20 protein-coding genes and 1 pseudogene are annotated in these 19766 nt (G+C 64.9%); 11 read left to right on the top strand and 10 right to left on the bottom strand.

The window, feature by feature from the left end; genetic code table 11:
• Nucleotides 1-198: 198 nt before the first annotated feature.
• The 4 genes and pseudogenes from pqqE to pqqA all read right to left on the bottom strand — a co-directional run bounded on the left by pqqE (nucleotide 199) and on the right by pqqA (nucleotide 3440).
• Complete coding sequence (gene pqqE, locus J6595_RS09840; protein ID WP_209594301.1) at nucleotides 199-1341, bottom strand: pyrroloquinoline quinone biosynthesis protein PqqE; 1143 nt, start codon at nucleotides 1339-1341, stop codon at nucleotides 199-201.
• Nucleotides 1338-2392 (bottom strand): annotated as a pseudogene (pqqC, locus tag J6595_RS09830) (pyrroloquinoline-quinone synthase PqqC). Before pqqC ends, pqqE begins: the two are co-directional and overlap by 4 nt.
• Nucleotides 2389-3303 (bottom strand): pyrroloquinoline quinone biosynthesis protein PqqB, encoded by a 915-nt coding sequence (pqqB, locus tag J6595_RS09825; protein ID WP_209594505.1) that lies wholly within the window; start codon nucleotides 3301-3303, stop codon nucleotides 2389-2391. Before pqqB ends, pqqC begins: the two are co-directional and overlap by 4 nt.
• A 44-nt stretch (nucleotides 3304-3347) precedes the next feature.
• Nucleotides 3348-3440, bottom strand: coding sequence for a pyrroloquinoline quinone precursor peptide PqqA (gene pqqA, locus J6595_RS09820; protein ID WP_209594298.1), 93 nt, complete (start codon nucleotides 3438-3440; stop codon nucleotides 3348-3350).
• Nucleotides 3441-3837: 397 nt separating this feature from the next.
• Between pqqA and J6595_RS09815 the strand changes: the two genes are divergently transcribed.
• Nucleotides 3838-4626, top strand: a complete 789-nt coding sequence (locus J6595_RS09815) for an NYN domain-containing protein (RefSeq protein WP_245197950.1) — start codon at nucleotides 3838-3840, stop codon at nucleotides 4624-4626.
• Nucleotides 4627-4682: 56 nt separating this feature from the next.
• Here the strand turns inward: J6595_RS09815 and J6595_RS09810 are convergent, their stop codons facing one another.
• On the bottom strand, nucleotides 4683-5690 hold the full coding sequence (locus tag J6595_RS09810) for an asparaginase (protein WP_209594297.1): 1008 nt from the start codon (nucleotides 5688-5690) through the stop codon (nucleotides 4683-4685).
• Nucleotides 5691-5892: 202 nt separating this feature from the next.
• On the opposite strand from J6595_RS09810, the gene J6595_RS09805 reads away from it, so the two are divergent.
• Complete coding sequence (locus J6595_RS09805; protein WP_209594296.1) at nucleotides 5893-6639, top strand: DUF3750 domain-containing protein; 747 nt, start codon at nucleotides 5893-5895, stop codon at nucleotides 6637-6639.
• Between the two features lie 31 nt (nucleotides 6640-6670).
• On the opposite strand, the gene J6595_RS09800 is transcribed toward J6595_RS09805, so the two are convergent.
• Together J6595_RS09800 and J6595_RS09795 are read right to left on the bottom strand one after the other, a co-directional pair.
• Nucleotides 6671-7009: an excalibur calcium-binding domain-containing protein gene (locus tag J6595_RS09800; protein WP_209594295.1), complete on the bottom strand. Its 339-nt coding sequence runs from the start codon at nucleotides 7007-7009 to the stop codon at nucleotides 6671-6673.
• A 112-nt stretch (nucleotides 7010-7121) separates the two neighbouring features.
• The gene (locus J6595_RS09795; protein WP_209594294.1) at nucleotides 7122-8108 is read right to left on the bottom strand and encodes a TerC family protein; all 987 of its coding nucleotides are present in this window, start codon (nucleotides 8106-8108) and stop codon (nucleotides 7122-7124) included.
• 248 nt (nucleotides 8109-8356) lie between these two features.
• On the opposite strand from J6595_RS09795, the gene J6595_RS09790 reads away from it, so the two are divergent.
• Genes J6595_RS09790 through J6595_RS09750 form a run of 9 tightly spaced genes read left to right on the top strand, consistent with a single transcriptional unit; the run spans nucleotide 8357 to nucleotide 16466 of the window.
• Nucleotides 8357-9520 carry an isovaleryl-CoA dehydrogenase gene (locus J6595_RS09790; protein WP_209594293.1) on the top strand — a complete coding sequence of 388 codons (1164 nt, stop codon included), beginning with the start codon at nucleotides 8357-8359 and terminating at the stop codon, nucleotides 9518-9520.
• A 52-nt stretch (nucleotides 9521-9572) separates the two neighbouring features.
• Entirely contained in the window at nucleotides 9573-10082 is a 510-nt protein-coding gene (locus J6595_RS09785; protein WP_209594292.1) for a hypothetical protein, read from the top strand.
• Between the two features lie 5 nt (nucleotides 10083-10087).
• A complete protein-coding gene (locus J6595_RS09780; RefSeq protein ID WP_342453155.1) occupies nucleotides 10088-10459 on the top strand; it encodes a type II toxin-antitoxin system VapC family toxin in 372 nt (123 codons plus the stop codon).
• 16 nt (nucleotides 10460-10475) lie between these two features.
• Entirely contained in the window at nucleotides 10476-12083 is a 1608-nt protein-coding gene (locus tag J6595_RS09775) for a carboxyl transferase domain-containing protein (RefSeq protein ID WP_209594290.1), read from the top strand.
• A 45-nt stretch (nucleotides 12084-12128) separates the two neighbouring features.
• The gene (locus J6595_RS09770) at nucleotides 12129-12383 is read left to right on the top strand and encodes a FitA-like ribbon-helix-helix domain-containing protein (RefSeq protein WP_209594289.1); all 255 of its coding nucleotides are present in this window, start codon (nucleotides 12129-12131) and stop codon (nucleotides 12381-12383) included.
• Nucleotides 12383-12820 carry a type II toxin-antitoxin system VapC family toxin gene (locus J6595_RS09765; RefSeq protein WP_209594288.1) on the top strand — a complete coding sequence of 146 codons (438 nt, stop codon included), beginning with the start codon at nucleotides 12383-12385 and terminating at the stop codon, nucleotides 12818-12820. The genes J6595_RS09770 and J6595_RS09765 overlap by 1 nt, the downstream gene beginning before the upstream one ends.
• A 2-nt stretch (nucleotides 12821-12822) precedes the next feature.
• Nucleotides 12823-14805: an acetyl-CoA carboxylase biotin carboxylase subunit gene (locus tag J6595_RS09760; protein ID WP_209594501.1), complete on the top strand. Its 1983-nt coding sequence runs from the start codon at nucleotides 12823-12825 to the stop codon at nucleotides 14803-14805.
• A 3-nt stretch (nucleotides 14806-14808) separates the two neighbouring features.
• A complete protein-coding gene (locus tag J6595_RS09755) occupies nucleotides 14809-15666 on the top strand; it encodes a hydroxymethylglutaryl-CoA lyase (RefSeq protein WP_209594287.1) in 858 nt (285 codons plus the stop codon).
• An 11-nt stretch (nucleotides 15667-15677) separates the two neighbouring features.
• Nucleotides 15678-16466, top strand: a complete 789-nt coding sequence (locus tag J6595_RS09750) for a crotonase/enoyl-CoA hydratase family protein (protein WP_209594286.1) — start codon at nucleotides 15678-15680, stop codon at nucleotides 16464-16466.
• Nucleotides 16467-16523: 57 nt separating this feature from the next.
• On the opposite strand, the gene J6595_RS09745 is transcribed toward J6595_RS09750, so the two are convergent.
• From J6595_RS09745 to J6595_RS09735, 3 genes are all read right to left on the bottom strand, one after another.
• Nucleotides 16524-17543: a histidine kinase dimerization/phosphoacceptor domain -containing protein gene (locus J6595_RS09745; protein ID WP_209594285.1), complete on the bottom strand. Its 1020-nt coding sequence runs from the start codon at nucleotides 17541-17543 to the stop codon at nucleotides 16524-16526.
• Nucleotides 17544-17669: 126 nt separating this feature from the next.
• Nucleotides 17670-18086 carry a response regulator gene (locus J6595_RS09740; protein WP_209594499.1) on the bottom strand — a complete coding sequence of 139 codons (417 nt, stop codon included), beginning with the start codon at nucleotides 18084-18086 and terminating at the stop codon, nucleotides 17670-17672.
• A 26-nt stretch (nucleotides 18087-18112) separates the two neighbouring features.
• Nucleotides 18113-19630, bottom strand: coding sequence for a sensor histidine kinase (locus tag J6595_RS09735; protein WP_209594284.1), 1518 nt, complete (start codon nucleotides 19628-19630; stop codon nucleotides 18113-18115).
• Nucleotides 19631-19766: the final 136 nt, after the last annotated feature.

The following is a 19766-nucleotide window of genomic DNA, read 5'->3' as shown; positions in this document are numbered from 1 at the left end:
AGAGGGGTTTCACCGCGTCCGATGCGTTGGCTGCCGTTGATGCCGCTCCAGCGATTTGGCCGGCACGGTAAGCGGCAGCTTGAACGGTGAAACCCCTCTCTTGTCATTCTCAAGGTTTGGACCTCGGCAAGCCGAGGCCCAACTCCTTGGAATGACTTTCTCTCCCACAAGGGGGAGAGAGGGCGGCTTTGCCTGACTCTACCCCGCCCGGAACCCCCGATACGTCGCCGTGCCCGGCTCGGCAACCGCCGCCTCCATCGTCGCCATCTCCCCGATGCTTTCATGCAGCGGCGACTTCACGCAGACCGGGTCCGTCGCCGCCGCATCGCCCGTCAGCGCAAGCGCCTGGCAGCGGCAGCCGCCGAGGTCGACGTGTTTGCGCTCACAGGAGAGGCAGGGTTCCTTCATCCAGCCCGTGCCGCGATAGGCCGTGAAGGCGGGGCCGTCGTACCAGGTCTCGGCGAGGGAGTGGTCGCGGACGTTCCAGAAGTCGAGATGGGTGATCGTCTCGGCGGCGTGGCAGGGGAGAACCTTGCCGGCGGGGGTGACGGAGAAGGTGCGGGTGCCCCAGCCGCCGTTGCAGAGCTTGGGATAGCGGGCGTAGTAGTCCGGGAAGACGGCGTCGATGACGAGCGTGCCCTTGAGGCGCTCGCGGGCGGTTTCGACCTCGTGGATCGTGCGATCGACGTCCTCGCGGGCGGGCATCAGCTGGGCGCGGTTCTTCAGCGCCCAGCCGTAATATTGGGTGTGGGCGATCTCGAGGCGCTTGGCGCCGAAGGCGACGGCCTTTTCGATCATGTCCGGCACCTGATGGATGTTCATCCGGTGGATGACGGCGTTGAGCGTCAGCGGCACGCCTCGCTCGACGACGGCGCGGGCAAAGGCCTGCTTCCTCTCGAAGCCGCCTTTATAGCCGCCGACGCGCTCGGTGATCGCCTCGTCGGCGCCCTGCATGGACAGCTGGATGTGATCGCAGCCGGCGTCGATCAGGGCGTCGAGCTTCTCCTCGGAAACGCCGATGCCAGAGGTGATGAGATTGGTGTAGAGGCCGACCTCGGCCGCGTGGCGCATCAATTCGACGATGTCGCGGCGTGCGGTGGGTTCACCGCCGGACATGTGGAGATGGATGACGCCGAGCTCGACGGCTTCCGAGAAGACCCTTTTCCAAGTGTCCGTATCGAGCTCCATCGACTTCGGATCGAGCTGCAGCGGGTTCGAGCAATAGGTGCAGCGCATCGGGCAGCGATGGGTGACCTCGGCGAGGAGGCCGAGCGGCGGCTGCGGGCGCAGCGCGGCAGCCTGATCCGGCGTCGGGCGATGATCGAGAAGGGTCTCGCTCATAGGGTCACCATCTGCTTGTCTTTCAGGTCAAGCAAGAGCGCCTCGACGTCGGGGCGGATGGTCGCCTCGTCGGCGGTGAAGAGTTCTGTGAGCTGGGTGAGCATGCCCTTGAAGGTCGTGACACCGTCGATCCGCTTCAAGATCTCGGTGGCGACGGGATCGGCTTCGAAGATGCGTTCGGGGCCGAGCAGCACGTGGCGCCCCCTCGCCTTGTCCTCGCGAAACTTCACGCCGCGTGGCAGCGCCGGGACCGCCTCGTCGGGGATGGTCGCGGGCCCGGCCATCAGCGCGCCTCCCGGCCGGCATCGGCCTCGCCCGGGCGCCAGGCGTCGGGCGGGGTGAGCGCCGGTTCCACATAGGAAAAGTAGAGCGCGTCGAGCTGCGCCCACAGGACCTGGCACTTGAAGCGCAGGGCATCCATCACGGCCTCCTGCTTTTCGCGGGTATCGGCGTGTTCGAGGCAGTAGTTCAGGGCGAAATCGCTGTCGCGCTTGGCCTGCACCGGGCGCTTGTCGAAATAGGCGAGCGTTTCGGCCGAGATGAAGTCGTAATGGGCGAGCATGCCCCTGGTTCTGACGCCGATGACGTTCGGCGAGAACAATTCGGTGAGCGAAGAGGCGATGGCCTCCAGGAGCGTGCGGTCGCGGACGAAATGAACGTAAGCGTCGACGGCAAAACGCGTGCCCGCGAGGATGCCCTTGCCGGACATGACGTAGTCCCGGTCGAGGCCGACGCCGTCGGTGAGCGCGATCCACTTCTCGATGCCGCCGCGCTCGGTCTCGGACCCATCATGATCGAGGATGCGCTGGCGCCATTCGCGGCGCAGCTCCACCGTGCCGAGGCGGGCGAGGATGATCGCGTCCTTCACGGGGATGTTCGACTGGTAGTAATAACGGTTGAGCGCCCAGGCCTGGACCTGCGCGCGGGTGAGCCGACCCTCCTGCAGCAGCGTCTGAAACGGGTGGAGCGAGTGGTAGCGGGTGGCCCCGATCTCGCGCAGGGCCGCTTCCAGCTCGGCGTGGCTCAACAGGGGGTCGGTGCGACCGGTCATAGCGCGATCTCCATGCCGTCATCGGTGACCGTCCAGCCGGCGGCCTCGACGGTCTGGCGCTCGGCCGATCCGGCGATCAGGATCGGATTGGTGTTGTTGATGTGGATATAGGCTTTGCGGCCAATCTCGAGCCCGTCGAAGGCGGAAAGGCTGCCGCCCTCCCCGGTGATCGGCATGTGGCCCATGCGCCGGCCGGTCTTCACGCCGACGCCGGCGCGCTGCATCTCGTCGTCGACGAAGACCGTGCCGTCGAAAAGGATTGCATCGGCGCCCCTCACCCGGTCCTTCAGGGCTTCGGGGACATGGGCGCAGCCGGGGATGTAATAGGCGGTCCTGCCATGGGCCGAGAGGCGGACACCGACGGTCATCTCGCTCTCCTCGCCGACATCGACCTCGCCTTTCTCCATGAACAGGGGCACCTTGCCGGGAACGGAAAAGATCTCGACGGTAAGCCCCGGCACCGGCTCGAAGCGGGCGCCGAGCGAGACGGGACGCTTGTCGACGAAAGTGGGGTCGAGCACCTGAAACACCGGGCTGCCCTCGATCATGCCGAGGACGCCGGCCGTGCCGTAAAGCGGAAAGCTTTGCTTTTCGCGCAAAGTCAGGAGGCCGGCAATGTGATCGACGTCGCCATTGGTGACGAGAACGGCGGAAATCGGCGTTGCCCGCCTTTCATCCGCACCGGCATTGGCGCTGGGGGCGAGCCGAGGCGATTTCAGGATCTGGTCGCGCAGGTCCGGCGAGGCATTCAGCAGCAGCCAGTTTTGGCCGTCGGCCGTCGCCGCGATCGAGGATTGCGAGCGCGCACTGACGCGTTCGTCGCCCGCCCAGTACAGGCGGCAGACGTCGCAGAGGCAGTTCCACTGGGGCGCTCCGCCGCCGGCGGCCGAGCCCAAAACAAAAAGCCGCAGGCGGTTGTCCCGCCCACGGCCCAGATCGGTTTGCATGGAACCGATTAGAATTCGACGGGCATGTAGCCGTTGATTTCCATCGCCATGCAGATTTCGGTCACGACGGGCTTGTTCCAGGCCATGATGGTCTCTCCCAATTTGCTTTCGCAGCGCATTCGCGTGAGCGGCGACCCCGCAGCACACGATGCGTTCCTACCGCTATCAGGATAGTGGCTCACAAGCGAAAAGAAAGCCTCTGTCGCACGATCGGGACGAATCGGGAAGAGTTCCCAGCACGGATCGAGCCCACAACCTGGCACAGCACGTCGTGTGCCATGCGCTCTTGAAGAAGCCCGCCGCAAGCCACTAACGGTTGGCCGAAACTGCCGGGATCGACCGGCCTTTCCACGATGCCCGTCGAGGATCGTTCTGTCGCCTGGCCCTTTCGGGACCGCCCCCTGTCATGCAATGACGCACCGGCGAACTTTCCCCGGTTTGGTGAAATCTTCGGCGACCGGCCTATCATTCGTGCCCAGTCAACATAAGGAAATCCCGATGGCCGCAATCCGGAGCGACACGGCACGCCGTCTCGCCGTGCTGATCGACGCCGACAACGCTTCGCACAAGATCGCGGATGGGCTTTTCGAGGAAATCGCCAAGATCGGCGAAGCGAGCGTGCGGCGTGTCTACGGCGATTTTTCGAGTTCCCGGTCGAAGGGCTGGGTGGATATTCTCGCCCGTCACGCGATCGTGCCGCAGCAGCAATTCGCCTACACGGTCGGCAAGAACGCCTCGGACATCACCCTCGTCATCGACGCGATGGACCTCCTGCACAGCGGACGGTTCGACGGTTTCTGCCTGGTTTCGTCCGACAGCGACTTCACCCGCCTTGCGGCCCGCATCCGCGAGCAGGGCGTCGACGTCTATGGTTTCGGCGAACAGAAGACGCCGGAGAGTTTCCGCCAGGCCTGCCGCCGCTTCATCTACACGGAAAACCTTCTGCCAGAGCGCGCCGATCCCGATCGCGCGAGCAGCAAGACCGCGCCGAAACCCCTCGCCAGACAGGAGGAGGCGACGGCGCTTCTGGTGCGCGTCATCGCCCAGATGGAAAGCGAGGATGGCTGGGTCAATCTCGGTGGCTTCGGCAAGCAGATCCTCAATCTGGCGCCCGATTTCGACCCCCGGACATACGGGTTCAAGAAGCTGAGCGATCTCGTTCGAGCCACCGAGGAATTCGAGGTTCGCGAGCGCGACGGAGGCGGCATCGAAATTCGCGAAGCGCCGAAGAAGCCGAAGGCGCCCCGCCGACGCGGCACCAGACGTTCGGCCGCCAAGGCGGAATGAAGACTGGCGGAGGCTGGCGCGGGGCCAAGTTCACCCTCCGCCGGCTCCGTTCGGGCTCAATCCTTCGGCAGTGTCACCCGGATCTCCCCGGTCCGGGTCCCGCGCCAGTTCCGCAGATCCTTTCGCGCCATTGCCGCAAAGGTCTCGGCAAGGCTGGCATCCTGCTTTTTGAGCGCCGCCGCGATGACGGCGGCCGCAAGCGCCTCGCTGGCTCTGGTCGCGCCGTCGTCGATCTTGAGTGCAAAGCCCAGACCAAGGTCCGGTAGAGCGCCGCAGAAGACGCCCTCGGCGCCGGTCTTGGCGAAGATCTTGCCGGGCGCGGCCTGCATCAGCTTCAGGCAGGCGCGGCCCGTACCCGACATCTCGAAAGGCTCGGCCATGCAAGCGCGCATCAAGGCCTGTCCGGCCTCAGCGCGCTGCGGCTCGACGCCGCGTCCGGAGGCGAGCCGCGCAAAGGCCAGGGCAAAGTCACGCAAGGGCGCGGCATAGGTCGGGATCGAGCAGCCATCCGTGCCGCAGACATCGACATTCAGGCTGCGTCCGATGAGATCCTCGATGACCGCCTTGGCGCGAACCTGCACGGGATGGTTCGGCCCGCTATATCCCGCGGCCTCCTCCCCCCGATGGGCGGCCGTCAGGAGAAAGCCCGCATGTTTGCCGGAACAGTTGTTGTGAAGCTGACAGGGCGTTTCGCCCCGCCTTGCCATGTCGCGGGAAACATCGGCCTCTCCCGGCCAATGCGCGCCGCATTCGAGCGCCTCCATGTCGAGCCCGGCCTTCGCCAGCATGGCCGCCGCCCGTCGGACGTGCTCTGGCTCGCCGGAATGGGAGGCACAGGCGAGCGACAGATCCTTGTCGTCGAGCCCGAAACGCGCGGCAGCGCCGGTCTCGATCAGAGGGATCGCCTGCAGGAGCTTGACCGCCGAGCGGGGGAAAACCGGCCGATCGACGTCGCCGGCGCTCGCGATCGTCTTGCCGTCGCCATCGATAAGGGCAAAGGCGCCGCGATGCGAGCTTTCGACAAGTTGACCGCGGGTGACTTCCACGAGGACGGGATTTTCCATAATGACGACCTGACTGCCCGGTTGATGGTTCGAGTGGCAACCTAGAGCATGATCGCGAAAAGTGGGAACCGGTTTTCGGAAGAGATCATGCCTCGACAAGAGGATAGAGCAGCAGGGTGAGCGAAGCTCATCTCATTCCGCTCGAGTGTTCTTCACGCTCGTTTCTTGCCGGCAGCCAGCACACTGTCAAAAAAGAGGGCCGATGCGGATCCTGAACTTTCTCATCCTCGCCATCGTCGCAATCTTCCTGGTGCCGGCTGCGGCCTCGGCGGCGATCTGGTACTTCGGCGACCATGCCACCTCCTGGCGCACGGCGGACTGGTCGTCGTCGGGCATGCTGCCGCCGGCCAGGGAAGTCGAGGGCGCGCGGGTCTACGTGTTTTCGGCCCGGACCGGCGGCCTCAAGGGCGCGGTGTCCGAGCATTCCTGGATCGTCGTGAAGGAAAAGGGCGCTGAAGAATACGAGCGCTGGGACAAGGTCGGCTGGGGCACGCCGGTGCGCCACAACGGCTATCCCGCCGACGGACGGTGGTATTCGAACGAGCCGCGCGTCGTGTTTTCCGCAGAGGGAGATGCGGCTGAGACGTTGATCCCGAAGCTGCGCGATGCGATTGCGAGCTACCCCTTCGCCATGCGCGGCGGCTATCACATCTTTCCGGGGCCGAACTCCAATTCCTTCGTCGCCCATGTGATGCGGCAGGTGCCCGAGATCGACGTCAGCCTGCCGCCGGTGTCGGTGGGCCGTGACTACCCGACCAATGGGCGCCTCGCCTTCCTGGATCCCGACAGGCGCGATCTGCATCTGTCGCTGTTCGGCTATGCCGGAGTGTCGGCGGGCTGGAAGAGCGGGCTGGAGATCAATCTCTTCGGCCTCGTCGCCGGCATCGATGCCCGGCGGATCGGCATCAAGGTGCCGGCTTTCGGGACGTTTGCGCTGCTCGACGGCTGAACGGAGCGTCCGGCCTTTTGCGACAAGGACGTCAGCAACCGATGCGCGCGCGGATCTCGTCGACTTCCTGCTTTGTCGAGCAAACCGTCTCGCAGGGGATGCCATCCTTGTCGCCGTCTGCGCGGGAATAACCGCCACACCATAGCCGGACCGCCTCCTCGCAGGTCGATACCGACTTGCAGGTCCTTCGCCCTTGCGCGAGAAGCCCGCCCGAATTCTGCACCGCCTCGACTTGCGGGACGAGGTCCTGCTGCGGCCGCGCCTCTCCCTCGCCGATGGCGCCGAAACCGACGATCAGAGCGACGCAAAAGGTGGTCAGGACGCCGTGACGGTGACGGCGTCCGACGAATGGCGTGTCTCGATATGTCATCGTGTCATGTTTACCAAAGATTGCAATAATGACAAGCATTACTCAACCTTTGCGAGAATAATCCCGGCATCAACCGGAATTTCCGGATGACCGGCGATTTCGCCCCTGCCGGTCAGCCGGCAGAGGCTCCCCGATCGCTGGTCTTCCACAGGCTCCAGACAACGCCCGCACCGAGGATCGTGAAGGTCGCGCCGAGGGAGACGAGCGGCGGGATCTTGTCCAGGCCGAGGAGATCGGCCGCGAAGACCTTGGCGCCGATGAAGATCAGGACCAGCGAGAGGGCGACCTTCAGATATTCGAACCGATGGATCATCGCCGCCAGCGCGAAATAAAGGGCGCGCAGGCCGAGGATCGCGAAGATGTTCGAGGTGTAGACGATGAAAGGATCGGTGGTGATGGCGAAGATCGCCGGGACGGAATCGACCGCGAAGATCACGTCGGCGATCTCGATCATGATCAGCGCCATGAACAAAGGCGTCACGAAGCGCACCGGCCTGCCCGTCTTCGGGTCGGCCTGCGTGACGAAGAAGCGCTCGCCATGGTGCTTGTCGGTGACGTTCAGATGGCGCCGCAGGAATTTGACCAGCGGATTGTCGACGAGCGGCTTCTCCTTGTCGCCGACGAGAAGCATCTTGACGCCCGTGGCGATGAGGAAGGCGGCGAAGACGTAGAGCACCCAGGCGAAGTTGTTCACCAGTGCCGTGCCGAAGCCGATCATGATCGCCCGCAAAACGATCACGCCGAGAATGCCCCAGAACAGGACACGGTGCTGGTAGATCCTCGGCACCGCGAAGAACGAGAAGATCATCGCGATGACGAAGACGTTGTCCATCGCCAGCGCCTTCTCGACGACGAAGCCGGTGAAATAGCTGATCGCCGGCTCGCCCCCCTTCAGCCACCAGACGGCGCCGCCGAACAGCAGGCCGAGGGCGATGTAGAAGGCGGACAGTTTCAGGCTCTCGCCGACTTCGATCTCATGGTCCTCCTTGTTGAGGACACCGAGATCGAAGGCGAGTACGAGAAGTACCAGAGCGAAGAAGCCGAGCCACATCCAAAGTGGCGTGCCGAGCCAGGGCGAAATGAGAAAGCCGAGATCCATGGGGCGAAACCTCCAGCCGGCCGTGATGCCGAAAGAAGATCCGACATCACGAGAGCGCCGGCTGCTCTCGCCAGAGGGGCCCGGATCAGGGACTTGGATGGCAGATGGCCGCGGGTTCGCCGCGGTTCAAGCGAGCCGGGCACTTGCAACCGATGACTGGCGAAAATGTGAGCGACGCGTCATCGCGGCAGGACCGCAATGGCCTTCCGGTGTGCTTCGCTTATCTCCTCATGCGGGAGGATTGCCACATGTTCGAACGCACGATGAAATTTGCCCTCGGCGATGACATCGACGCCCTGCGCGACATGGTTCATCGCTTCGCGATGGAGAGGATCGCGCCGAGGGCCGCCGAGATCGATGCCAGCAACGAATTCCCGAACGAACTCTGGCGCGAGATGGGCGAACTCGGCCTGCTCGGGATCACGGTGGAGGAAGAGTTCGGCGGATCAGGGCTTGGCTATGTCGCCCATTGCATCGCCGTGGAGGAGATCTCCCGGGCCTCGGCTTCGGTGGGCCTGTCCTACGGCGCGCACTCGAACCTTTGCGTCAACCAGATCCGCCGCAACGGCACCGACGCGCAGAAGCGCAAATACCTGCCGAAGCTGATTTCCGGCGAGCATGTGGGCTCGCTCGCGATGTCGGAGAGCGGCGCCGGCTCCGACGTCGTTTCAATGAAGCTCCGGGCCGAGCCGAAGAACGACCGCTTCGTCCTCAACGGCACCAAGATGTGGATCACCAACGGACCGGACGCTTCGACCCTCCTTGTCTATGCCAAGACCGATCCCGGCGCCGGGCCGCGCGGCATCACCGCCTTTCTGATCGAGAAGGGCATGGCCGGCTTTTCCACCGCCCAGAAACTCGACAAGCTCGGCATGCGCGGCTCCAACACCTGCGAACTCGTCTTCGAGGATTGCGAGGTGCCCTATGAGAACGTCCTCGGCGAAGTCGGCGGCGGCGTGAAGGTCCTGATGAGCGGGCTCGACTACGAGCGGGTGGTGCTCGCCGCCGGCCCCGTCGGCATCATGGCCGCCTGCCTCGACGTGGTCGTGCCTTACGTCCACGAGCGCAAGCAGTTCGGCCAGGCGATCGGCGAGTTCCAGCTGATGCAGGGCAAGCTCGCCGACATGTATGTCACCACCAATGCCTGCCGGTCCTACGTCTATGCCGTCGCCTCGGCCTGCGACCGCGGCGAGGTCAGCCGCAAGGACGCCGCCGGCTGCATCCTCTACGCCGCCGAAGCCGCGACGCAGATGGCGCTGCAGGCGATCCAGGCGCTGGGCGGCAACGGCTACATCAACGAATATGCCACCGGCCGGCTCCTGCGCGACGCCAAGCTCTACGAAATCGGTGCCGGCACCAGCGAAATCCGCCGCATGCTGATCGGGCGGGAACTGTTCGCGGAGACGGCTTGATGCAACCTACATACCTATGTAGATATTACCTATCTAAGAACTGGAGGTTGTCATGAAGGCCGATCACGAAGCGATGACGAAAATCACTGCCGGCCTTCCGACCAAGGCGGCAAAAATCCGGGCGCTCGACGAGAAGGGTTTCGAGCGCGCCGACATCGCCCGCTTTCTGGGAATCCGATATCAGCATGTGCGCAACACGCTGGAGCGGCCGAAAGCAAAGACGCCGGCCGCGGAAGGACCGGTGCAGACGGACGGCTTCGCCTTCAATGCTGACGCAAACGCATTCACGTCGCTGACACTCGGCGAAGACGGGCGCCTGACCATCCCGGAAGAGCTGCGCGCCTTGATGAAGCTCGGCGGTGACGGAAAGCTGATTGCCCGGATCGACGAGGATGGCGAACTTCGCCTGACCTCTCCCCTGACGGCGATCGACAAGGTTCGCCGCCTGATCGCCGAGAAGGGCTTCAGCGGCCGGTCGCCCGTCGATGAACTGATCGAGGAGCGTCGGGCGGAAGCGCTTCGCGAGGAGGCGGAGACCCTGTTGCACGGGGTGCGATCTTGACGATCGTGCTCGATAGCTCGGCGGTGCTAGCCTATCTCTGGAACGAGCCCGGCAGTGAGACGCTCCGGCCGCACATGCGCGACGGGCGCATTTCCAGTGTCAACGTCGTCGAGGTCGTCAGCAAGCTCATCGACCACGGGCTGACCGGAGACGCCGCCAAGCTGATGCTCGCCGGTCTCGATCTCGCAACCGTGCCCTTCGACCGCAGTCAGGCTCAGCTGGCCGGGACGTTGCGGTCTCAGACGCGCCGGCTCGGACTGTCGCTCGGCGACCGCGCCTGTCTTGCCCTGGCCCTTCTGGAAAAGGCCAGGATCATCACGGCCGATCGCGCATGGTCGAAGGTATCGCTGGGACTTGAAATCGAGGTCATCCGATGACCCTGCGGAGCCATCCATGCCGATCCTGACATCAGCGATCTCGCCGCGCTCCGAGGCCTTTGCGGAAAACCGCAAGGCGATGCAGGCGCAGCTCGATGCCGTCAGCGCGGCGGCCGACATCGCCATGGCCGGCGGCGGCGAGCGGGCGCGCGAGCGGCATCTGTCGCGCGGCAAGATGCTGCCGCGGGACCGAGTGGAGAACCTCCTCGATCCCGGATCGCCCTTTCTCGAGATCGGTCTCTTCGCGGCCCACGACCTTTATGGTGGCGAGGTGCCGGCCGCCGGCGCCATCGCCGGCATCGGCAGGGTCTCGGGGCGAACCGTGATGGTGCTCGCCAACGACGCCACGGTGAAGGGCGGCACCTATTTTCCGCTGACCGTGAAGAAGCACCTGCGCGCCCAGGAGATCGCGGCGGAAAACCGCCTGCCCTGCGTCTATCTCGTCGATTCCGGCGGCGCCAACCTGCCGAACCAGGACGAGGTCTTCCCCGACCGCGACCATTTCGGCCGGATCTTCTACAATCAAGCACAGATGAGCGCCCGTGGCATCGCCCAGATCGCCGTCGTCATGGGCTCCTGCACGGCGGGCGGCGCCTATGTGCCGGCGATGAGCGACGAGACGATCATCGTGCGCGACCAAGGCACGATCTTCCTCGCCGGCCCGCCGCTGGTGAAGGCCGCGACCGGCGAGAGCGTGACGGCGGAAGAACTCGGCGGCGGCGATCTGCACACCCGGCTGTCTGGCGTCGCCGACCATCTTGCCGAGGACGACGCCCATGCGCTCGCCATCGCCCGGCGGATCGCCGGCCATCTCGGCCCGGCCAATCCGGCGCGGATCGCCTTCGCGACGCCCGAGGCCCCGGCCTACGACCCGTCGGAGCTGATGGGCATCATTCCGGCCGATCCGAAGACGCCCTACGACATTCGCGAAGTGATCGCCCGCATCGTCGACGGCTCGCGCTTCGACGAGTTCAAGGCGCGCTTCGGCGAGACGCTGGTTTGCGGCTTCGCCCATCTGAACGGCATCCCGGTCGGCATCCTCGCCAACAACGGCGTCCTGTTCTCCGAAAGCGCGGTCAAAGGCGGGCATTTCGTCGAGCTCTGCTCGCAGCGCAAGATCCCGCTCCTGTTCCTGCAGAACATCACCGGCTTCATGGTCGGCCGCAACGCCGAGGCTGGCGGCATAGCCCGGCACGGTGCAAAGCTCGTCACCGCCGTCTCCACCACTTCGGTGCCGAAGATCACGATGATCGTCGGCGGCTCCTATGGTGCCGGCAATTACGGCATGGCCGGCCGGGCCTATTCGCCGCGCTTTCTCTGGACATGGCCGAACAGCCGCATCGCCGTGATGGGCGGCGAGCAGGCGGCGCGGACGCTCGCCATCGTCAAACGCGAGGCGATGGAGAAGCGCGGTCAAAGCTGGAGCGAAGAGGACGAGGCCGCCTTCCGCAAGCCGACGGAGGAGATGTTTCTGCGCCAGAGCCATCCCCTCTACGCCTCGGCGCGGCTGTGGGACGACGGCATCGTCGACCCGGCCAGGAGCCGCGAGGTGCTGGCGTTGTCGCTCGCTGCCAGCCTCGAAGCACCGATCGAGGAGACGCGGTTCGGGCTGTTTCGGATGTGATGTAGACGATAGAATGTTGCTTGCTTGTCGAAAGGAGATGGAGCAATGGGCGAGATAATCGTCGGGCAACTCGACCAGCAACTGATCGAAGCGGTCGAAAAGTCGGCCGCGGCCAACAATCGATCGATGGAGGCCGAGCTGCGTTCGCTGATCGAGGAACGCTATCGACCGAGTCTTGCAAGCCGGGTCGAGGACGATGGCCGCTCGATCCTCGACTATGTCGGGATTGCTCCCTCGAACCGCACGACGGAAGAAATCGTTGCCGATATTCGCGCCATGCGAGACGAGTGGGGCGACTGATGCGGCTCGCTGGTGAGCGCCTTTATCTGGATTCCAACACGATCATTGGTCTCATCGAAAGGTCAAAGCCTCTAGAGCGTGCTCAGAAAGAGCTGATGACGGCAATCGGCTCGCGATCGACATTTGCTGTCACCAGCGAAATAGCCGTCGCGGAATGTATCGTTCGACCTCTGCGCGATGGAGACGAGAACCTCGTCCACGCCTATTTGCGCTTTATCGATGGCAAGCTGTCGCAAGCTCCGGTCCAGATCGATCGACAGACGATCCTGGCGGCGGCTCGACTCCGGGCAGACACCTCCATGAAACTTCCCGACGCCCTGCACGTCGCCTGCGCCGAAGTCGCCGGCTGTACGGTTTTCGTCAGCGCCGACCAACGTCTTCATGTGCCCGCCCCCATGCGCCGGGTGAGCTTCGACGACATCGGTTTTGCCCCATGACCATGATCACCACCCTCCTCATCGCCAATCGCGGCGAGATCGCCTGCCGGGTCATCCGCACGGCCAGGGCGCTCGGGATCCGCACCGTCGCCGTCTATTCCGACGCGGACCGGGACGCGTTGCATGTCGCAATGGCGGACGAGGCCGTGCGGATCGGCCCGGCCGCCGTCTCGGAAAGCTATCTGAACGGCGCGGCGATCATCGCGGCAGCCAGGGCGGTGGGAGCCGACGCGATCCACCCTGGCTACGGCTTTCTGTCGGAGAATCCCAATTTCGTCGATCAGGTGGAAGCGGCAGGGCTCGTCTTCGTCGGCCCTTCGGCTGCCGCGATCCGGGCCATGGGCCTGAAGGACCGCGCCAAGGCCTTGATGGAGAAGGCCGGCGTTCCCGTCGTGCCCGGCTATCACGGCGAAAGCCAGGACCCGGACTTCCTCGCGGACCAGGCCGAGGCGACCGGCTTTCCCGTGTTGATCAAGGCGCGGGCGGGCGGCGGCGGCAAGGGCATGCGGCTGGTGGAACGGCGCGAGGATTTTGCCGATGCGCTGGAAAGCGCCCGCCGCGAGGGTGAGGCGAGCTTCGGCGATCCGGCCTGCCTTGTCGAAAAATACATCGAGACCCCCCGCCATATCGAGGTGCAGGTCTTCGGCGACACCCATGGCAATGTCGTCCATCTGTTCGAGCGGGACTGCTCGCTGCAGCGCCGGCACCAGAAGGTGATCGAGGAAGCCCCCGCCCCCGGCATGACGCAGGCGATGCGCGCGGCGATGGGAAAGGCGGCGGTCGAAGCGGGCAAGGCGGTCGGCTATGTCGGCGCGGGAACCGTCGAGTTTATCGTGGATGGATCAGATCTTTCGCCCGACGGCTTCTGGTTCATGGAGATGAACACGCGCCTGCAGGTCGAACATCCGGTCACCGAGGCGATCACCGGGCTCGACCTCGTCGCGCTCCAGATCACCGTTGCCGAGGGGCGACCTCTCCCCTTCGCGCAGGACGATCTGACGATCTCAGGACATGCCGTGGAGGCAAGGCTTTATGCTGAGGATCCGGCCTCGGGCTTTCTGCCGGCGACCGGCTGCCTCGCAAAGCTGGCGTTTCCGCCCGAGACCGGCGGCATACGGATCGACACCGGCGTCGCGGCGGGTGACGCGATCACGCCGCATTACGATCCGATGATCGCCAAGATCATCGCCCACGGACCGGACCGGCCGAGCGCCCTGCGCAAACTGACCCGCGCGCTCGATGTGACCATCGTTGCCGGCTGCGTCGTGAACCGGGCGTTTCTTGAAAGGCTGTCGTCCCACCCGGACTTTGCCGACGGAACAGTCGACACCGGACTGATCGGCCGTCATCTAACGGAACTGACGGCGGAGCCGGAACCCGAGGGTCGAGACTATGCACTCGCGGCCCTCACGGCGCTCCTCGAAGACGGGGCGGCGCCGCAGAAGCCCGATCCCTTCGCGGCATATTCGAATTTTCGTCATTTCGGCCCGGCGCGACAGTCGGTCATCTTCGACGGCGCCAGCGGGCCCGTGACGGTGACGGTCGAAACCGATCCCGACGGATCGCGCCGGATTGAAACGCCGGCCGGGATCGTCGAACTCAACAAGGTAGCTCGGGACGGCGATCGGCTGCGCCTCGATGAGGACGGCGCGAAGACCGAGGTGATTGCCTACCGGCATGGCGCTTCCATCTGGCTGCAGCGGCCCGGCAAGTCGTTCCGGTTCCACCGCCACCTGCCCGGAGCCGAGGCCGAGGCGCCGAGCGGCGACGTCGTGCTGGCGCCGATGCCGGGTCTCGTTCGCCTGGTCGCGGCCAGAGCCGGAGACGTCGTCGAGAAAGGCCGACGCCTCGCCGTTCTGGAGGCGATGAAGATGGAGCATGCGCTCGTTGCGCCGCGCGACGGCATCATTGCCGAGGTCATGGCCGCTGAAGGCGACCAGGTGAATCAGGGCGCAATCCTCCTGTCCCTCGAACCGGAAGGCTGAGCGATGGGCGACGCCGTGACGATCGTCGAGATGGCCCCCCGCGACGGGTTGCAGAACGAGACCGCCGTCATCGCAACAGCCGACAAGATCGCCTTCGTCGATCTGTTGTCGGCGACCGGGCTGATGAAAATCGAGGTCGCGAGCTTCGTCTCGCCCAAATGGGTGCCGCAGATGGCCGACGGCGCCGAGGTGATGGCCGGCATCGCCCGACGACCCGGCGTCACCTACGCCGCGCTCACGCCCAATCTCAAGGGCCTGACCGCCGCCATCGCGGCGCGGGCCGACGAGGCGGCAATCTTTGCCAGCGCCTCCGAGAGCTTCAGCCGCAGCAACATAAACTGCTCGATTGCCGAAAGCCTGGAGCGCTTCGCCCCCCTCGCCGCCCGTGCGAAAGAGGCCGGGCTCGCGCTTCGCGGCTATGTCTCCTGCGTCACCGACTGTCCCTATGAGGGCCACATCGCTCCAGATGCCGTCGCCGACGTCGCCTCGGTCCTCCTCGACCTCGGCTGCCATGAGATATCGCTCGGAGACACGATCGGCCAGGGCACGCCGGAGACGATCGAAGCGATGCTTTCGGCCGTACTCGAACGCATTCCGGCGAGCCGGCTCGCCGGGCATTTCCACGACACCGCCGGCCGCGCGATGGACAATATCCGCGTCTCGCTGAAACGTGGCCTTCGCACCTTCGACGCCTCGGCCGGCGGGCTCGGCGGTTGTCCCTACGCGCCCGGCGCAAAAGGCAATGTCGATACCGTTAAGGTGGTCGAGATGCTGGAGGCAGAGGGGCTCGTGACCGGCGTCGATCGCGCCGCACTCGCAAAAGCGGCGCGATTTGCCCGCAGTCTGCGACCATCCCGATGAGCGGAAGCGAAATGGGACCCTATGAAACCCTACGCGTCGAGATGAACGCTCGTGGCATCTGCCATCTCATCTTGGACCGGCCGGAAAAGAAGAACGCGCTTTCTGCTCAGATGATGGATGAACTCACCGTTTTCAGCCATGCGGCGGAGGCGGACGAGGCCATCCGCGTCGTCGTTCTGTCCGGTGGAGCGGGCGTCTTTTGCGCCGGCGGCGATCTGTCCTGGATGATGGCGCAGATCAAGGCGGACAGGGCGACCCGCATCAGGGAGGCGAAACGCCTCGCCTTCATGCTGAAGGCGCTGAACGAGATGCCGGTGCCGCTGATCGCCAGGATCGAGGGTGTCGCCCTCGGCGGTGGTATCGGGATGGCCTCGATCAGCGATGTCGCGATCGCCGCCGATGACACCCGCTTCGGCTTCACCGAGACGCGGCTCGGCATCATTCCGGCGACGATCGGCCCCTATGTGATCGCGAGGATCGGCGAGGGAAAGGCGCGGCAGGTCTTCATGAGCGCAAGGCTGTTCGACGGCCGCGAGGCACAGCGGATCGGCCTTGCGACGAGAGCCGTTCCGGCCGGCGATCTGGATTCCGCGGTGGCGGCAGAGGTCGAGCCCTATCTCGGCCTGCCGCGCGCTGCCGTCGGCCGGGCCAAACGTCTCGCCCGCGCCCTCGGCCCGGTGATCGACGACGCGGTCATCGAAGCGACGATCGAGCAGCTCGCCGACGCCTGGGAGAGCGACGAGGCGCAGGAGGGGATCGCTGCGTTCCTCCAGAAGCGCAAGCCACGCTGGGTCGGGTGATCTTTCAGCCGTTTGCGAAAAGTCCGGGCGAAAGCGGCGTATGGCGAAGCGACAGGTTCAAAGCGCGGCCGTCACGCAGATCCTGGCGCCCGGCCCCTCGCCATGGTCGAGCTCGGCACCGAGGCTCTGGGCCATCGCCTTGATCAGCCGCGTACCAACGCCCGTGCCCTTTGGTCGGGCCGCAAGGTCGAAGCCGGGCCCGTCGTCCTCGACAGAAAGGCTGAAACATTCGCCCTCCTGCGTCAGGCGGATGCGAACCTCGCCGGGCTTGTCGCGATCATAGGCATATTTGCAGGCATTCGAGACGAGTTCCGTGACGATGATGCCGAGCGACACCGCCCGGTCGGTCTTCAGACGAAGCGGATCGGCGGACAGGTTGACCTTGCGCGGCGAAGTCGGCGTCGACCATGTCGCCTGCAGCTCCTCGGTCAGGGGACGCAGATATTCCGCCATGTCGATGGTTGCGATGTCGTCGGAATTATACAGCCGGCGATGCACCTGGGCGATGGCGGCGATCCGCTGCTGTGTGTCCTTGAGGGCGCTCTTCGCCTCGTCGCTGACGGTGGCGGAGGCCTGGATGTTCACGAAGGCCGAGAGAATCTGCAGGCTGTTGGCGACGCGGTGATTGGCTTCCTTGACCATCGCCGCCAACCGCTCGTTCGATGCTCTGAGCGCCTGCTCGGCCTCCTCCTTCGCCTCGACGAGAGCCCGGCGCTCGAGCGACTGGCGGAAGCTCGAGGCCAGGAGATCGAAGAATTCCTCGCCGACGGTCTTGACCACATAGTCCGACGCGCCGGCTTTGAGCGCGGCGACGGCGACCGACGTCTCATCCGAGCCCGTCACGTAGACGACAGGCGGCGGCGAGGCGAGCGCCGCGATCATGGCGAGCGCATCGAGACCGGTCTTGCCCGGCATGTAATGGTCGATGGCGACGAGATCGAAGCCGCCTTCGGCAAGCATCGCAACGCCGCTGTCGGCGTCGGTGGCGGTCTCGACCTCGAAGCCATGACGCCGAAGCCTCCGACTGGTCAGCAGCCGGAGGCCTTCATCGTCGTCAATGTACAAAACGCGCGGCATGGGCCCCGATTTCAGTCTGTCGCAGGGTGGCAGCTCGCAACGAAGATCCGCCGCGATCGCGCACCGCCCGGCCGATTGTCAGTTCAGTCTCTCGACGTGAAGATTCAGCATGTCGATCCGCCAGTGTCAGTCCATGTCGGGATCGGGCACCTGGATCACCGAAAGGAACAGGCCGAGCTGGCGGATCGCCTGCGCAAACGTCTCGTAGTTCACCGGCTTGGTGATGTAGACATTGGCACCGAGATCGTAGCAGCGCTCGATTTCCACCTTGTCGTCGGTGGTGGTCAGAACCACCACGGGTGTGCGCTTCAGGGGGCTGTTGTCGGCCTTCATCCTCTGCAGGATGTCGATGCCGCTCATATCGGGCAGGTTCAGATCGAGAAGAACCAGCGCCGGGCCGTTCTTGGCCGGCCCGTCCGGCGCGTCGAACAGGTGCTTCAGCGCCGCCGTCCCTTCCAGAAAATGCCGGATGGGATTGTTGACGCCCGCCCGGCGGATGTTCTTCTCGATGAGCCGGGCGTGGCCCTCGTCGTCCTCGATCATGACGATGTTGACGGTCTGATGTTGGCTCACGTGTTAGCCCCCTGTTGCGGTGCGAGTGCCGTCGGCAGCGAAAGCCGGAAGGTCGCGCCCTCTCCCAGCGCGGATTCGCAACTTATCGTTCCGCCCAATCGGTAGGCCAGAGCCCGCACATGGGCAAGCCCGATCCCTTCGCCTGGCTGATCTTGGCTGCCCGATCGGCGGAACAGATCGAAAATTCGCTCGTGGTCCCTCGGATCGATGCCACGGCCGTTGTCCTCGACCTCGATCAGCACCCGGCCGAGGTTCTTGCGACCACGGATCGTGATGCGTCCGGGGCGGTCGGGCGCGAGATATTTGAGCGCGTTCTCGACGAGGTTCGAGAGGATTTGTTCGACGGCGAGCCGGTCGGTCACGACCGTCGGCAAGGGCTCCGTCTCCACCGTGACGCCGTTCTCGTCGATCCGGTGCTGAAGACTGTCGACGACTTCGCCGGCGAGCGTGTTCATGTCCACGGCTCCAGGCGACAGCACCCGGCGCCCCTCGCGCGACAGTCTGAGGATCGCATTGATCAGCCGATCCATCTTCTCGGTCGAGGTCCGGATGAAGCCGATCGCTTCTGGCAGATCTTCGCGCACGGCATAGCGCGTCTCCTCGGTTACCAGACCGGGCGCCTGCTCTTCCACCTTGTCGATCAATTCCGACAGCGGCTTGATCGCGGCGTCGAGCTCGGCGGTGAAGCCCATCACGTTGACGAGCGGTGATCTGAGATCATGCGAGACGATGTAGGCGAAACGCTGGATTTCGGCATTGGCGCGCTGCAATTCAGCGGTTCGCGCGGTGACGGCCGATTCCAGATCCTCGTTGAGGGACTGGAGCTCCAGACCGGTCGCGGTCAGCGCCCGCAGGGTACGGCGGGTCGCCCAGATCGTCCCGAAGGCGACCAAAACGAGGAGAAGTGCCGATATCGCTGCCGTGACGGTGGAGATGAGTACGCTCGTCCTCTGGCTGGCCTCACGCGCGATCAGAAGCCGCCGCTCGGCGAGACCCATCTCGTCCGAAAGCTTGCGCAGCTCCTGGACGATGATGATGTCCTCCTCGTCGAGCAGGCTCGCCGCCGTCACGCCGGTGCCCCCCGCCTGCTTGTCGGCGATCGAATCCTTGAGGAGAGAGAGATATCGATCCGTCAGCGCTCGGAACCGCGTGATCCGCTTCACCTGATCGGGATTGTCCGAGGTGAGATCTGCTATCCTGCTGATCTGGACGGGAATCTCGACGGCCGTCTCGTCGAAGGTTTCGAGGAACCGGGGATCGCTCTCCAGAAGATAGCCACGCCTCGCCGCTTCGATCCGCTCATTGAGACGGTTGAGATTGGCGACCGCCGCCTCGACCTCGACCGTATGGGTGACGAGCTCGCTGTAGTCCTGGCTTCGCTCAAACGCCCACACCACAGCACCCGCCGCCACGGCGAGCATGACAAAGCCGGCTGCGACGGCGCTGAAAATTGCGCGGTTGGCGCGGCGCTGGGAATTTAGCATCAGGTCGTTCGGTTCTAGTTGGCGCTTCATCCCGCCGTTTCAGTGGGGCAGAGCGTCGCCGCGAGCGCTCGTTTTCGCAAACGAACGACGCGCATGGGTTCCGCCGCTCTGTAACCCGGCCCTCGCCGCCGCTCAAGCCATTGAACGATCAGGCAGCAAGAGCAAT

Source organism: Jiella mangrovi (assembly GCF_017815135.1).
Classification (GTDB): Bacteria; Pseudomonadota; Alphaproteobacteria; order Rhizobiales; family Rhizobiaceae; genus Jiella; species Jiella mangrovi.
Note: the sequence above shows the minus strand (reverse complement) of the source record. Positions and strands in the feature narration are given on the sequence as shown.

What these genes read in the sequence shown, in the direction of transcription:
- J6595_RS09750 (WP_209594286.1), top strand. Translation starts at nt 15,678, where the DNA reads ATGGGACCCTATGAAACCCTACGCGTCGAGATGAACGCTCGTGGCATC.
- J6595_RS09790 (WP_209594293.1), top strand. Translation starts at nt 8,357, where the DNA reads ATGTTCGAACGCACGATGAAATTTGCCCTCGGCGATGACATCGACGCC.
- J6595_RS09755 (WP_209594287.1), top strand. Translation starts at nt 14,809, where the DNA reads ATGGGCGACGCCGTGACGATCGTCGAGATGGCCCCCCGCGACGGGTTG.
- J6595_RS09810 (WP_209594297.1), bottom strand. Translation starts at nt 5,690, where the DNA reads ATGGAAAATCCCGTCCTCGTGGAAGTCACCCGCGGTCAACTTGTCGAA.
- J6595_RS09785 (WP_209594292.1), top strand. Translation starts at nt 9,573, where the DNA reads ATGAAGGCCGATCACGAAGCGATGACGAAAATCACTGCCGGCCTTCCG.
- J6595_RS09805 (WP_209594296.1), top strand. Translation starts at nt 5,893, where the DNA reads ATGCGGATCCTGAACTTTCTCATCCTCGCCATCGTCGCAATCTTCCTG.
- pqqE (WP_209594301.1), bottom strand. Translation starts at nt 1,341, where the DNA reads ATGAGCGAGACCCTTCTCGATCATCGCCCGACGCCGGATCAGGCTGCC.
- J6595_RS09795 (WP_209594294.1), bottom strand. Translation starts at nt 8,108, where the DNA reads ATGGATCTCGGCTTTCTCATTTCGCCCTGGCTCGGCACGCCACTTTGG.
- J6595_RS09775 (WP_209594290.1), top strand. Translation starts at nt 10,476, where the DNA reads ATGCCGATCCTGACATCAGCGATCTCGCCGCGCTCCGAGGCCTTTGCG.
- J6595_RS09765 (WP_209594288.1), top strand. Translation starts at nt 12,383, where the DNA reads ATGCGGCTCGCTGGTGAGCGCCTTTATCTGGATTCCAACACGATCATT.
- J6595_RS09770 (WP_209594289.1), top strand. Translation starts at nt 12,129, where the DNA reads ATGGGCGAGATAATCGTCGGGCAACTCGACCAGCAACTGATCGAAGCG.
- J6595_RS09760 (WP_209594501.1), top strand. Translation starts at nt 12,823, where the DNA reads ATGATCACCACCCTCCTCATCGCCAATCGCGGCGAGATCGCCTGCCGG.
- J6595_RS09800 (WP_209594295.1), bottom strand. Translation starts at nt 7,009, where the DNA reads ATGACATATCGAGACACGCCATTCGTCGGACGCCGTCACCGTCACGGC.
- J6595_RS09735 (WP_209594284.1), bottom strand. Translation starts at nt 19,630, where the DNA reads ATGAAGCGCCAACTAGAACCGAACGACCTGATGCTAAATTCCCAGCGC.
- J6595_RS09815 (WP_245197950.1), top strand. Translation starts at nt 3,838, where the DNA reads ATGGCCGCAATCCGGAGCGACACGGCACGCCGTCTCGCCGTGCTGATC.
- J6595_RS09740 (WP_209594499.1), bottom strand. Translation starts at nt 18,086, where the DNA reads ATGATCGAGGACGACGAGGGCCACGCCCGGCTCATCGAGAAGAACATC.
- J6595_RS09745 (WP_209594285.1), bottom strand. Translation starts at nt 17,543, where the DNA reads ATGCCGCGCGTTTTGTACATTGACGACGATGAAGGCCTCCGGCTGCTG.